This window comes from Flavobacterium segetis (genome assembly GCF_900129575.1).
GTDB lineage: Bacteria > Bacteroidota > Bacteroidia > Flavobacteriales > Flavobacteriaceae > Flavobacterium > Flavobacterium segetis.
In genome coordinates this window covers 411,875-424,858 of record NZ_FQWE01000003.1, presented here as the reverse complement: position 1 = coordinate 424,858, position 12,984 = coordinate 411,875, and the positions used below count along the sequence as shown (strand labels likewise).

Sequence of the window (12,984 nt, the reverse complement as noted above, 5' to 3'; positions counted from 1 at the left end):
ACAAGTGCTAATTTTGCAATCCTTTCGAAAAATTTTAGATTATAAATAAAAACTCATGTCCTACCAACCTATATTCGCTCAATTTTTGGAAAAAGTAAAAGAAAGTATAGCCGATAAAACGTATGCTAAACTAACATTAGCTAAAACTATTGGTGATACTGATTTAAAAAATATTTATGTACGTCCCGTTTTATTAGACAATGATGTATTTGCACTTTCCCTCACCGCAAAGTACAAAACAGAAGAAATAGAATCAACTCACACACTCGATGAAGCTTTTATGGTATTGGCTCCTTACATGAATAATCCGTTTTTAACGGCATTATTATTCACCACAGAAAAAGATATTACCTTTAAACTCAACAAAAAAAGAGTGGGAAGTATTGTTGAAAAGGCCCCGACATTTAAAAATGCTTCTGATGTCATAATTGAAATGAAAGAAAAAGGGATTAAAATTTAAGTTTTCTGTTTTCTGTTTTCTGTTTTCTGTTTTCTGTTTTTCGGACTAAAAAGGATTATTCTTAAATTTTAAAAATGCTGAATAAGAAGTTACTTTATATTCCGGAGGAATCCATGCAATATCATAATTTTGACTTAATATCAAGTAGTGAAACACTTCCCAAGTAGCAAACTAAATAGACTAATTTACTACTAAACTATCTATTTTATTTGTCATTCCGAAGGAATCCCTACTCAAAATGAGAATTTAAAAATATCATTTCTGGGTTAAAAGCTGTTATCAAATTTAATTTAAGTTCTCTACGCCAATCTTTGATTTCCTTCTCTCTTGCTATAGCAAGTTGAATCCAACCAAAATGTTCATAATAGATTAAAAACTCCACGTTATATCGAGCTGTAAAACTTTTGGCATTAATGTGATTTTTATGCTCATTAAGCCTGCGTTTCAAATTATTGGTTACTCCAGTGTATAAAACCGTTTTGTTCTTATTTGTAAGGATATAAACGTAAAAATTATAGATTCCCTCAGTATACTCAATCATCTTTTTACTATAAATCTAATAAATAATTGTTCATCGCTTAAAAAAAATTAAACTAATATGATTCTTATAAAATAATTTTGGTGTAATAGCAAGAATGAGACGCTTCCAGCGTGACAAATTGGACTGGTAAAAATGAAGTGTTACAATCCAATAACATTGTCATTCCGAAGGAATTCCTGCAATAACATGATTTTACTTTATTAGCAAGAATGAGACGCTTCCAGCGTGACAAATTAGACTGGTAAAAATGAAGTGTTACAATCTACATTATCATTCCGGAGGAATTCCTGCAATAACTGATTGCTTTAATAATAAATGGTGAGACGCTTCCAGCGTGACAAATTAGACTGGTAAAAATGAAGTGTTACAATCCAATAACATTGTCATCCCGGTGGAATACCTGCAATAACATGATTTTACTTTATTAGCAAGAATGAGACGCTTCCAGCGTGACAAATTAGACTGGTAAAAATAAAGTGTTACAATTCAATAACATTGTCATCCCGCAGGAATCCCTGCAATAACATGATTTTACTTTTGTAGCAAGAATGAGACGCTTCCAGCGTGACAAACTAAACTGGGGGAAATGAAGTGTTACAATCTACATTGTCATTCCGCAGGAATCCCTGCAATAACATGATTTTACTTTATTAGCAAGAATGAGACGCTTCCAGCGTGACAAAATTAAACTGGGGAAATGAAGTGTTACAATCTACATTGTCACTCCAGAGGAATCCCTGCAAAAACTGATTGCTTTAATAGTAAATGGTGACACGGCTCCAGCGTGACAAACAAATACTATTTCTCGCCTTCCCACTCTGCGTAAAACTGTGACAAAAATCCTTCCATATAACGGTGGCGTTTTTTTGCAATTTCTTTACCAGTTTCAGTATTCATTTTATCTTTTAGCAAAAACAACTTTTCATAGAAATGGTTAATTGTTGGAGAGCTATTCGTTTTATATTCTTCTTTAGTCATCTTTAAATTTGGGGCAATTTGTGGGTCGTAAATCAATCTGTTTTTAAAGCCGCCATAATTAAACATTCTAGCAATCCCAATGGCTCCTATGGCATCTAAGCGATCTGCATCTTGAACAATATCTAGTTCTATGGATGTGAATTGCTTATCAAAATTTCCACCTTTGTACGAGATGTTTTCAATAATTTTGATAACCTGGTTTATAATTTCTTCATTTACTTTTTCTGCTAAGAGAAATTCACGAGCAATTTTTGGTCCAATAGCTTCATCTCCATCATGAAATTTACTATCAGCAATGTCGTGTAGTAATGCTCCCAGTTGCACAATTGTTGTATCGCACACTTCATCTTTAGAAATTAAAATTGCATTTCTATAGACCCTTTCTATATGAAACCAGTCGTGACCGCCTTCAGCATTTTCTAATTTCGTTTTTACAAAAGAAATGGTCTTACTTATTAAATCGGGTTGAATCATTTAAATTTGAATTTAAAAAAAATGTTGAATCTCAAAGTTATTACTTCAAAATTCAACATTTTGTTATTGCTTAAAACTTTCTTTTACCTCACTAAAGCGGGTTCTACCCATTTAAAAATATGGGATTCTTGAGGAATTACTAATCGCTCAGAAACCTTTGCCATTCTAGCAGGCAATTTCATTAAGTAATCGCGTGCTTTTTCAGCTTCATCAGTTAATCCAACAATTTTATCAATTTCCCACTTTGTAATTAACTTTTGCATGATATCTACATAATCAGCAGCTGTGTAGACACCTATACGCTGTGCTGAATCAGAAAACTGCTCAAATGCGGTACTAATTTTTTCGCCTGACTCTCTCAGGAAATGTGCAGGCATAACGATTTTAGCTTTCATCATATACTGAAAAGCTAACATCATTTCACTTGGATCGATTTGAAATATACGTGTTACAAACTCGCTGTACGCATGATGATGACGCATTTCATCGCCAGCAATCATTTTACACATCTTCGATAATTTATTATCTCCATACTTCTTAGCCATCTGCGCTACTCTGTTGTGAGATACATAAGTTGCTAATTCTTGGAAACTTGTATAAACAAAATTCTTGTAAGGATCTCTTCCGGTTCCAATATCAAAACCGTCGCTTATAAGGTGTTGCGTAGTCATTTCTACCTCACGCATATTTACACGTCCTGATAAATACAAGTACTTGTTAAGCAAATCGCCGTGACGATTTTCCTCACCAGTCCACTGCCTAATCCATTTAGACCACCCGTTTCGCTCTACGTTATCTATTCCCTCTACATCCATTAACCATGATTCGTAAGTAGGTAACGCTTCCTCAGTAATAGTATCACCAACTAGGGTTACCCAGAAATCGTATGGTAATTCTTTTGCAATTTCACGTAATTCCTTAACCTCATCAAAAAAAGTATCACTTTGAGAATCTGGCAAGAAATCTGTTGGTTGCCAAATTTTTTCAACTGGAATTAGATACTGATCCACAAAGCTATCTACGTTTTTTTCCAAAAACTGCATTACTTCTAATCGTATATTTTTTATTGACATTATATATAATTTAAATTTTAATTCCTTGAACTACTGCTGTTTCTGTTTTTAACATTAAGTCAGCAAAATCATAATCTTTGACCGCTAAAGGCTCATGGACTACAAAGGTAAGCCGATTTCCTAAACCTAAAGGGAAAAAACCGTATTTAACTATTTTCCAAGAATTGTTTATGCTAATTGGAACCACATAAGCTGAAGGTGCATTTTTACATAAAATTTTTAATCCTGTTTGAGAAAACACTTTAGGCGTACCCGTTTTACTTCTAGTTCCCTCTGGAAAAATAACCGCTGATCGATTGTATTTTTCAATATATTCTCCGAGTCCCTTGATTGCTGGAATAGCTTGTTTAGGATCTTTCCTGTCAATTAGAATTGAACCACCGTGTCTTAAGTTATAAGATACACTTGGAATACCGCTCCCTAATTCTTTCTTACTTACAAATTTACAATGAAAACGGCGAAAAAACCAGATCATTGCAATAATATCATACATACTTTGATGATTTGAAACAAATATTAATGGCGCGTTTTTAGGGATGGCATCTAAGTTTTCAAATTTATAAGTGGTGCCTAAAAGATTAGTGCATCTAACTAAGAAGAAATTCAAATAATCCACACTTTTTTTATGGGCCTGGTAACCAAAAACGTTGAAACAAACCCACTGAATAGGATGAAAAATCACTAATGTAAGTCCGAAACACAAATAATAAATTACGGAAATGGGATATGAAATCAGTTTTTGCATGCTTAATAATTTCGTGCAAAAGTAATAAATATATTTTTAGTGGTATAAAAAACTAAATCGATATCATGGCTCAACGTTAAATCGTAAGTTTGCATTTTATAATTTACGATTTTTCCACATCACAATGAATTTTAAGTATCCAAAAAACGAAAAGCTAAAAAGTAAAATAACGATAGGATTATTATTTACTGAGGGAAAATCAGTTTCTAAATTTCCGTTGCGACTCGTTTACAAATCTGAATCTTTTGGTGAAGGTGAAAAAATCAAAATGGGAGTTTCTGTTTCAAAAAAGAATTTTAAAAAAGCCGTAGATAGAAATTACTTTAAACGCGTACTGCGCGAAACCTATCGATTAAATAAACATTTGCTAATTGATAATTTAGATCAACCCTATTCGTTTATGTTTTTTTATCAAACTAAAGAGCGCTTGAGTTACGAGGAAATAAATCTTAAGACTATTCAATTGTTTGAGAAGTTTATTCAACAAAACTGTAAAAAAAATGATCTTGATATTAAGCCCGCATTAGAAAAAGACTAGCTTAAATTAATTATCAAGCATAAACATTTGCTTTATATATCATTTTAAATAGTTATTTATTTTAACTATTTTTAGTGTTTTAAATTCTTAGTACTAAAAATGAAAAAATTCCTCCCCCAAAAAAAAATTCTTATACCTATCATCGCGTCGGCTTTTCTATTTGTAGGCACTAGTTTTAAAGATGATTTTTTCGAAATTGCTAAGCAAATCGAAATCTTTACCACACTTTTTAAAGAACTTAACAGGAATTATGTTGATGAGACAAATCCTGGCGATTTAATGGATAAAGCGATAAAGGGCATGCTCGCTAGTTTAGATCCTTACACTGTATATTTTAATGAGCAAGATGTATTGCGTTTTAAAATCAACAATACGGGCGAGTATACAGGTATTGGAGCGATTCTGACTCGGAAGCAAGACCAACTAGTTGTTAAGGAAGTTTATAAAGGTTTTCCTGCGGATAAAGCTGGATTAAAACCTGGCGACGAAATTACACAAATAGGAGATATTCAATTATCTGATTATAAAGAGGAAGCAACACAACTTTTTAAAGGAGCTAAAAACACTAAAATTGATATAAAATATTTGCGACAAGCAAAAATAAATACGACACAAATTATCCTTGATGAAGTAGAAATCAAGGCGGTTCCCTTTTTTGCTAAAATTGATGATAAAACAGGATATATTGTTTTAGCACGTTTTACTAAAAAAGCATCACAAGAAACTAAAGATGCCCTTGAACAACTTAAAAGAGAAGGTGCTGAACGAATTGTTTTAGATGTTAGAGATAACCCAGGCGGACTTTTGAACGAAGCGGTAAATATTTGCAACTTATTTGTTGCAAAAAACGAAACCATCGTTACAACAAAATCTAAAATTGAAAAACATAATAGCACTTATAGAACTACAAAAGATCCTGTTGATACTCAAATTCCATTGATTGTTATTGTCAATGAAAGAAGTGCATCAGCATCAGAAATTGTTGCAGGAGCTTTGCAGGATTTAGATCGTGCAGTTGTTGTAGGAAGTAGAAGTTTTGGTAAAGGATTAGTGCAGCGACCTGTTGACCTGACATATGGAACACAATTAAAAGTAACTATTTCAAGATATTATACTCCTTCTGGACGTTGCATTCAAGCATTAGATTATTCGAAAAAAGATCAAAACGGAAAAGCAATTAAAACAGACGAAAAGAATTACAATGCCTTTAAGACTAGAAAAGGGAGAACCGTTTATGACGGCGGAGGAATCCAGCCTGATGTGGAAATGGAAGAAACTAAATCTAGCCCTATAACAAAAGCTTTACTTCGTAATGACGGGATCTTTAATTATGTTACGTCATATTATTATAAAAACCCGAATTTAGGCAATACAATTCCAGTAATTTCTGATGCTGATTATTTAGATTTTAAACAGTATTTAAAAGTTCAAAAATTCTCCTTCGATACGGAAACGGAACTAGCTTTAAAAAACACTTTGGCTGTGGCCAAAAAAGAAAAATTAGACGAATCCATTCAGGCAGAATATCAGCAATTATTAACGGCACTTCAAAAAAGTGAAAACACTTTACTTGATAAAAACCAAAAGGAAATTAAAAATATACTGGTAGATGAAATCATTAAAAGGTATCAATATCAAGAGGGATTATACCTGTATTATATTCAAAACAATGCTGAAATTAAAAAAGCAACCACCATACTTAACAATAATGCAGCGTACAATGCGATTTTAAAAATTTGATAAAAAGTACAATTTGCATAATCCTAATCCTGTCATTTTGTGAAGGCATAAATAATTTCAACTTTGTTTATCGCTAAGCGATAATTCAAGAAAGTGATTGATAGGACTAAAGAAATTATGCATCTAAACTTGCTCAAATTAGGAGTAATAAATAATCATTCTCTAACCATCTCGATATGAGGAATGTCATCTTCTAGATACATTTCACTTGTTTGTATAAATCCGTGACTTTCATAAAAATTTTTAAGGTATAATTGGGCTCCAATTGTAATTTTGCTTTCGCCAAAATTAAGTTGAATTCCTGCAATAGCTTGCTGCATTAATTCATGTCCCCATTTTCGATCTCGATAAGCGGCAGAAACGGTCACGCGACCAATGGAGGCATTATCAAAACTAATTCCCGCTTTAAAAAGTCGTGCGTGAGCTACTATTTTATTTTCGAATTCACCTATGAGGTGTAAAGCCACTTTATCCTTTCCGTCAAGATCAAGGTAAACGCAGTTTTGCTCTACCACAAAAATTTCACTTCTTAATTGCAGTAGATCGTAAAGTTCATGCACAGTAAGGGAATCAAATGATTTAATTTTCCAATGTATAGCCATCAATTATTATTTTTTGAGTGCAAATTAAAGCAATTAAGATTACTTTTTAGGAATCACCGCTGATTTTATGATGGACTCTAATTCGTGCATCAAATCCCTCTTATCTTTTGATGGGGCATAACAAAATCCTTCCAAGACTAATATGCGGTCATTATCTGGATCAACAATCGAATAGTTGATGAACGGTCCTGACATGAAATCATTATTTAATTGCCATGTTCCTTTCGTTTCATATGTTTCTTTACCGTTATGATTACTTTTTGAAAGATAGGGAGCGTAAGCCTCCTCTGTTAACATGTAAGTATTAAAGTCTTTACCACTAATGTATAACTTCCCTATAGAATCCCGCATTTTTACAATGCAACTTATTAAATCGCCTTTATTGTTTATTGTTTTTAAAGGAACTTGGTAAATTAATAAACTAGTGTTACCTCCTATAATTTCTTTTTTGAGCCAAGTGAAATTACTTTTTTGAAGTACGTACGCATATCCAGTAGGAATTTCTATTGTGGTTCTAAATTTATTAAAGATTATTTTAGGATCTATTAAAGATTGCGCATTTATTCGTTGCGCTTCGGCAATCTCAGCTTCTTTAATGATCTGAATCATTTTAGGATAATTCTTTTCAATACTTTTAATTATGTCTGCAGCAGTTTTGCCAGAAATATGAAATACATTTTGAGGCGCTGCATACTGATCTTTGTGTATTTCAAATTTATTTTCAGTCGCTTTTTTTACTACGATTATGGATCGTGTATCAGTCATAAAACCCTCCAGAAGTTTAGCAGGATATTGATTAATATTAAATAACGGTTCCTCTTGTGGTAAACCAATTACTGGTGAAGCAAACTTATTGCGAATGCTATCGCCTATATCGCCATTCCACAACTGATCATCAATAATAACAGAGATTGCATTAATTTTACCACTAGTTTTACGAGGCGAGTGATGATCACTATTTTTACAAGAGAAAAATAATAAGGAAACAAAAAATAGTAAATAGTGGGTTTTATTCATTGCTTTTTATTTAAAACAAAACCCAAATTTAAAGAAGTTTACTTTATTATCCGTTAATTTTTAGTTTCATTCCGGGTTTAATATCTTCACTGCGAATATCGTTCCATTTTTTTAAATCGGAAATAGTTACCCCTGGATATTTTTTAGCTATACTGAACAGTGAATCTCCTTTTTTTACGTAATATTCAGCCATTTTACTAGAAGTTCCTGCAATACTTGATTTAGTTTTAAAAGTATTAACAGTGGCTTTATCTGTCACTATTGCAATTTCACCTTTAGCAACAATTAAATTTTTACCTATTGATAAATTATTATCGGCTAATTTATTCCACAATTTCAAATCCGTTAAAGTCGTTCCAAACTTTGACGCAATGTTTCCTAAATTATCACCTTTTTGTACAATGTATTCTATGTTTTTACGCTCAGGATTTGATGGTAATTCCTCTTTTTCCGCTATCTCATCATTTGAAACTGCTAATGAAGCTCCACTTTGAACCATATTAGTTGAAAGTGTATTCCATTTTTGAAGATCAGCAACTGTCACATTATATTTCTTAGCTATAGAACCAAGATTATCTCCTTTTTGAACAATATAAGTAGATTCAGATTCTGTACTTACTATGTTTGCTTTAGTTATAAGCCCTTCTTCCTTTAATGTTCTTGCGACAGTGACTTGACTTTTTATTTTGTTATCTGTGAGGACGATGTCGTTTTGCGGTACCTTACTTAATTTATCGGTGTTTTCATCTTGAACAATTTTAAGTGTTTTACCGTATGCTATAGCACTTCCTTTTATAGCATTCCATTTTTTAATTTGAGCGGTAGTAACATCATATTTAGCCGCGATTGCTGATAGATTATCACCTTTGCGCACTTTGTAGTAACTGGTTTTTGAAGATTTGTTATTTTGCAATGAAAAACTTGCTGTATCTTTTGCGGCTATCGCTCTAGCAGACTCAAAAGGCTTTTCTCGCTGATTTAATTCGTACTCTGTGTACGCATAAATTTGACTTTCATTTGAGGCAAAAATAGCTGCTTTGTCTTGTGGTAATCTTAAAAAATGAGGTTCATCATTATAAAACGGAACTACATTTAATTTATAAGAAGGATTTAACAGCTGCAACTGCGCTACTGGAACGTCTAGCAAATCACTTATTTGCTTAAATGACATTTGCTGTTTGATCATGATGGTATCAGTAGCAAAATGTTTTACCACAGCTCTTTGAGGAACAATTCCATGTTCTTTATGGTATTCATAAATGTACATTGTTGCTAAAAAAGCAGGAACGTAACCTTGTGTTTCTTTTGGTAAATTTTTTCGAATGTTCCAATAGTTCTTTTGCCCACCAGATCGTCTAATAGCTTTAGATACATTTCCCGGACCAGAATTATAGGAGGCTAAAACCAAATCCCAATCGCCAAACATTTTATACATATTAGTCATATACTGTGTTGCTGCTTCACTTGATTTTAGTGGATCGCTGCGTTCATCAACATAAGAATCGATTTTTAAACCATATTGTTTTCCGGTATGGAACATAAATTGCCATAATCCAGTTGCACCCATTTTAGAAACTGCTCTAGGATTTAATGCTGATTCGACAACCGCTAAATATTTAATTTCTAATGGAACGTTTTGCTTTGCCAAAGCTTCTTCAAAAAGTGGAAAGTAATATTCCGAAACGCCCATTAAACGTTCAAATGATTTTTTCCTGTTTTTCAAAAACGATTTAATAATATTTTCAAGTCCTTGATTATACTCAATATTAAATGGTGATTTTGCATCCATTGCTGCTAATCTTTCTTTTAAAAGGGCAGTTGGCAATTCAAAATCTACTTTTTCATCAATATTAACATTTTCGATATCTGCAGTAATTGTATTGTACAAATCTAAACTAGTTAGTTCATTCATCCATAAACTATCTACTCGAGATGCTAGCGCATTATTTACGAATGTTTTTTTAACAGAATCTAAATAAGATATTTTGATTTCAAGTTTGTTAGAAATTTTACTTTCAATACTATTTTGTGCGCCTATAGATAGAGACGCTAATAGAAAAAAAGATAAAGTGGTGTTTTTTATGTTCATAGATAGATACTATTTATTTTTTAATGTTCTCGATCGCAATCGGGAAGAACGCCTATATCGTCATTGGTGTTAAGACCAAATCTAGGAAATGCTCATTTGTTAATTGTCTGATCAAGAGGCTATATTTCAACCCATTTAAATACTTTATTGTGCAAACATAATAGGTAAAAATTTAAAAAATTGTTTATAAACTGTTAAAAATGAAATGTTCAGCCTAATTATTATTATTTTTCTATCAATTTATTAAGAGAATGCCCTCTAAAAAATGTTTTCAACAATTTACATAAAAAAACCTTGGCATTAAAATAAAGCCAAGGTCTATAATTTCAGACAGAACTTTGAAACTACTTATTACTATTTAAAGTAAGATTCACCATTACATTTTTATGCATTGTGATTTAATCTAAAATTGCTGCAATTCCTGGCAATACTTTTCCTTCCAACATTTCGAGCATTGCTCCGCCTCCAGTAGAAACATAGCTCACTTTATCTTCAAGACCAAATTGTTTCACAGCAGCAACAGAATCTCCGCCGCCAACTAATGAGAACGCTCCATGTGCCGTTGCATCAGCAATAAAATTACCTAATTCAACAGTACCATTTGCAAAATTTGGCATTTCAAAAACACCTAATGGTCCATTCCATAGTATAGTTTTAGATTCCATAATCACTTTTTTAAAGTTTTCCAATGATTTAGGACCAGCATCTAAGCCTTGCCATCCATCAGGAATTTTGTCTACATCAACAATTTGAGTTTTGGCATCATTTGCAAAGGCATTTGCTGCTACAACATCAACTGGAATATGAATTTGAACCCCTTTTTCCTTTGCTAATTTCAAAATCTCAAGTGCTAATTCTTGTTTGTCATCTTCACAAATAGAATCGCCAATTTTACCACCTAAAGCTTTGACAAACGTAAATGTCATTCCACCGCCTATAATCATGTGGTCCACTTTATCTAAAATATTTTCTATCACTGTAATTTTAGAAGAGACTTTAGATCCTCCAAGAACTGCAGTAACTGGTTTTTTGCTATTTTTTAAGACTTTATTTAAACTTTCTATTTCTTTTGTTAGCAATAGTCCAAAACACTTTTTATCTTGAAAAAACTGAGCAATAATGGTAGTTGATGCATGTGCTCTGTGAGCCGTACCAAAAGCATCATTCACATAAATGTCTCCTAGAGACGCTAACTCTTTTGCGAAAGCAATATCCCCTTCTTCTTCTTCTTTATGAAAACGCAAATTTTCTAACAATAAAACTTCCCCTGCTTTTAAACTAGTAGCGGCAGAAGTTGCTTCTTGACCAACACAATTAGAAGCAAATTTTACTGGAACATTAAGAATTTCTGAAGTTTTTTCTAAAATATGTTTTAGAGAATACTTGTCCTCAACACCCTTTGGTCTGCCTAGATGAGACATTAATATAACACTTCCACCTTGAGCAAGAATTGCATCAATTGTAGGTTTAGCTGCTTCAATACGAGTCGCATCAGTAACATTGAAATTTTCATCCAAAGGCACATTGAAATCAACTCTTATTATCGCTTTTTTGTCTTTGAAATCGAAATCTTTTAAAGTTTTCATCGGTATATTTTTTAGTTTATTTTATTTGAAAGAGTAACAAATATAGAACTTTTAAATCACTAAAAAACGAGCAAAAACACTGAAAGATGTATTCCAAGCAACGAAATCGATGTAAATTAGTAAATTTATTAATGATTTTTTAAACCAATGTTATTGATAAACTTTAATCATGAACAGGACTTTGAGTACAAGGGCAGTTACTAATTCCTGCAAGAAAATCAAATCCTATAGTGACTACGTGTGTACCCGAATTGTATGGAGAAAGTTCATTAAGTGTCATTTGGTAAGAATAACCTAGATAAAAACCAGATTTCTTAAGGCCAGCCATCGGCCCAATATTTAGTGGCTTTCCTATTTGATCATTTAAAAAACGATAAGATAGTCCACCCCAATAATAATCGTCATTTCGATCGTACTTTCTAAATTTTATGTTTAAATCGGTACTTGAGCGTCCATCACTCGCAAACAACTGATAATAAACAGAAGGCTCAATCTCCGATCTATTATAGTTTTTACTTCTAAAAACGTAACCGGAATACACTTGGTAATTCCTTAAAAGATTGGGTTCATTCAGCGTGAATTTATCAATGTTTTTATTTAAGATATTACTCGCATTGAAACTCAAATAAAATCCTTTGTTGCGATAAAGCAATCCTACGTCAAAGTTATTATTTGATGTAAACCTATTATCAGTTATGGCTGGATCAAAATCGATAGGATCGAGTTCGCTAACATCAATTTTAAAGGTGTTGATATTATAGGAAAGACCAAAAGACAAATACTGCTTGCTGTAATAATCTAAAATGATATGATGTGCAAACGAGGCCTTAGCACCGGTTTGACTCGTATATCCATTTTTATCATTGTAAACTGAAATTCCTACACCAGATTGATCGGCAATTCTAAAATCAGCATAAATAGATTGATTATCGGGTGCGTCTTTGATTCCCACCCATTGCGTAAGGCCGTTTGCTCTAATTCTTAAATTGTCACCAATTCCTGCAAAGGTAGAAGAAATAACAAATGGGTTATCAGCTAAATATTGCGTGAACACAGGCAAATTAAGCTCCTGACTGTGGCTTGAAGCCACGGTCAAGAGAAAAATTGAAACTATAATTTTTTTCATTTTACTTATTTTTAT

General features: G+C 32.6%; 12 protein-coding genes. 3 read left to right on the top strand and 9 right to left on the bottom strand.

What is annotated here, in order from left to right; translation table 11 throughout:
- Positions 1-55 precede the first annotated feature (55 nt).
- Positions 56-460 carry a hypothetical protein gene (locus tag BUA99_RS06165; protein WP_072989601.1) on the top strand — a complete coding sequence of 135 codons (405 nt, stop codon included), beginning with the start codon at positions 56-58 and terminating at the stop codon, positions 458-460.
- A gap of 229 nt (positions 461-689) precedes the next feature.
- On the opposite strand, the gene BUA99_RS06160 is transcribed toward BUA99_RS06165, so the two are convergent.
- The 4 genes from BUA99_RS06160 to BUA99_RS06145 form a co-directional block, all read right to left on the bottom strand.
- Positions 690-1,001, bottom strand: a complete 312-nt coding sequence (locus tag BUA99_RS06160) for a GIY-YIG nuclease family protein (RefSeq protein ID WP_072989599.1) — start codon at positions 999-1,001, stop codon at positions 690-692.
- 798 nt (positions 1,002-1,799) lie between these two features.
- Complete coding sequence (locus tag BUA99_RS06155) at positions 1,800-2,453, bottom strand: HD domain-containing protein (RefSeq protein ID WP_072989596.1); 654 nt, start codon at positions 2,451-2,453, stop codon at positions 1,800-1,802.
- Positions 2,454-2,536: 83 nt separating this feature from the next.
- Positions 2,537-3,526 carry an acyl-ACP desaturase gene (locus BUA99_RS06150; RefSeq protein WP_072989594.1) on the bottom strand — a complete coding sequence of 330 codons (990 nt, stop codon included), beginning with the start codon at positions 3,524-3,526 and terminating at the stop codon, positions 2,537-2,539.
- 10 nt (positions 3,527-3,536) lie between these two features.
- Positions 3,537-4,271 (bottom strand): lysophospholipid acyltransferase family protein, encoded by a 735-nt coding sequence (locus tag BUA99_RS06145; RefSeq protein ID WP_072989591.1) that lies wholly within the window; start codon positions 4,269-4,271, stop codon positions 3,537-3,539.
- A 124-nt stretch (positions 4,272-4,395) separates the two neighbouring features.
- Here BUA99_RS06145 and BUA99_RS06140 point away from each other — a divergent pair, with 124 nt between their 5' ends.
- Together BUA99_RS06140 and BUA99_RS06135 are read left to right on the top strand one after the other, a co-directional pair.
- Positions 4,396-4,809, top strand: coding sequence for a ribonuclease P protein component (locus tag BUA99_RS06140; RefSeq protein ID WP_072989588.1), 414 nt, complete (start codon positions 4,396-4,398; stop codon positions 4,807-4,809).
- Positions 4,810-4,908: 99 nt separating this feature from the next.
- Positions 4,909-6,549, top strand: coding sequence for a S41 family peptidase (locus BUA99_RS06135; protein WP_072989586.1), 1,641 nt, complete (start codon positions 4,909-4,911; stop codon positions 6,547-6,549).
- Between the two features lie 155 nt (positions 6,550-6,704).
- On the opposite strand, the gene BUA99_RS06130 is transcribed toward BUA99_RS06135, so the two are convergent.
- From BUA99_RS06130 to BUA99_RS06110, 5 genes are all read right to left on the bottom strand, one after another.
- Positions 6,705-7,151, bottom strand: a complete 447-nt coding sequence (locus BUA99_RS06130; protein ID WP_072989584.1) for a GNAT family N-acetyltransferase — start codon at positions 7,149-7,151, stop codon at positions 6,705-6,707.
- Positions 7,152-7,190: 39 nt separating this feature from the next.
- Positions 7,191-8,168 (bottom strand): DUF4837 family protein, encoded by a 978-nt coding sequence (locus BUA99_RS06125; RefSeq protein WP_072989581.1) that lies wholly within the window; start codon positions 8,166-8,168, stop codon positions 7,191-7,193.
- 46 nt (positions 8,169-8,214) lie between these two features.
- Entirely contained in the window at positions 8,215-10,257 is a 2,043-nt protein-coding gene (locus BUA99_RS06120) for a LysM peptidoglycan-binding domain-containing protein (RefSeq protein ID WP_072989579.1), read from the bottom strand.
- A 398-nt stretch (positions 10,258-10,655) separates the two neighbouring features.
- Positions 10,656-11,843, bottom strand: a complete 1,188-nt coding sequence (locus BUA99_RS06115) for a phosphoglycerate kinase (RefSeq protein WP_072989576.1) — start codon at positions 11,841-11,843, stop codon at positions 10,656-10,658.
- A gap of 163 nt (positions 11,844-12,006) precedes the next feature.
- Positions 12,007-12,969 carry a PorP/SprF family type IX secretion system membrane protein gene (locus BUA99_RS06110; RefSeq protein WP_072989763.1) on the bottom strand — a complete coding sequence of 321 codons (963 nt, stop codon included), beginning with the start codon at positions 12,967-12,969 and terminating at the stop codon, positions 12,007-12,009.
- Positions 12,970-12,984: the final 15 nt, after the last annotated feature.

Bases quoted from the DNA above. Each gene is read 5' to 3' on its own strand.
- BUA99_RS06125 (WP_072989581.1), bottom strand. From the start codon at position 8,168: ATGAATAAAACCCACTATTTACTATTTTTTGTTTCCTTATTATTTTTC.
- BUA99_RS06165 (WP_072989601.1), top strand. From the start codon at position 56: ATGTCCTACCAACCTATATTCGCTCAATTTTTGGAAAAAGTAAAAGAA.
- BUA99_RS06150 (WP_072989594.1), bottom strand. From the start codon at position 3,526: ATGTCAATAAAAAATATACGATTAGAAGTAATGCAGTTTTTGGAAAAA.
- BUA99_RS06145 (WP_072989591.1), bottom strand. From the start codon at position 4,271: ATGCAAAAACTGATTTCATATCCCATTTCCGTAATTTATTATTTGTGT.
- BUA99_RS06120 (WP_072989579.1), bottom strand. From the start codon at position 10,257: ATGAACATAAAAAACACCACTTTATCTTTTTTTCTATTAGCGTCTCTA.
- BUA99_RS06115 (WP_072989576.1), bottom strand. From the start codon at position 11,843: ATGAAAACTTTAAAAGATTTCGATTTCAAAGACAAAAAAGCGATAATA.
- BUA99_RS06155 (WP_072989596.1), bottom strand. From the start codon at position 2,453: ATGATTCAACCCGATTTAATAAGTAAGACCATTTCTTTTGTAAAAACG.
- BUA99_RS06130 (WP_072989584.1), bottom strand. From the start codon at position 7,151: ATGGCTATACATTGGAAAATTAAATCATTTGATTCCCTTACTGTGCAT.
- BUA99_RS06110 (WP_072989763.1), bottom strand. From the start codon at position 12,969: ATGAAAAAAATTATAGTTTCAATTTTTCTCTTGACCGTGGCTTCAAGC.
- BUA99_RS06135 (WP_072989586.1), top strand. From the start codon at position 4,909: ATGAAAAAATTCCTCCCCCAAAAAAAAATTCTTATACCTATCATCGCG.
- BUA99_RS06160 (WP_072989599.1), bottom strand. From the start codon at position 1,001: ATGATTGAGTATACTGAGGGAATCTATAATTTTTACGTTTATATCCTT.
- BUA99_RS06140 (WP_072989588.1), top strand. From the start codon at position 4,396: ATGAATTTTAAGTATCCAAAAAACGAAAAGCTAAAAAGTAAAATAACG.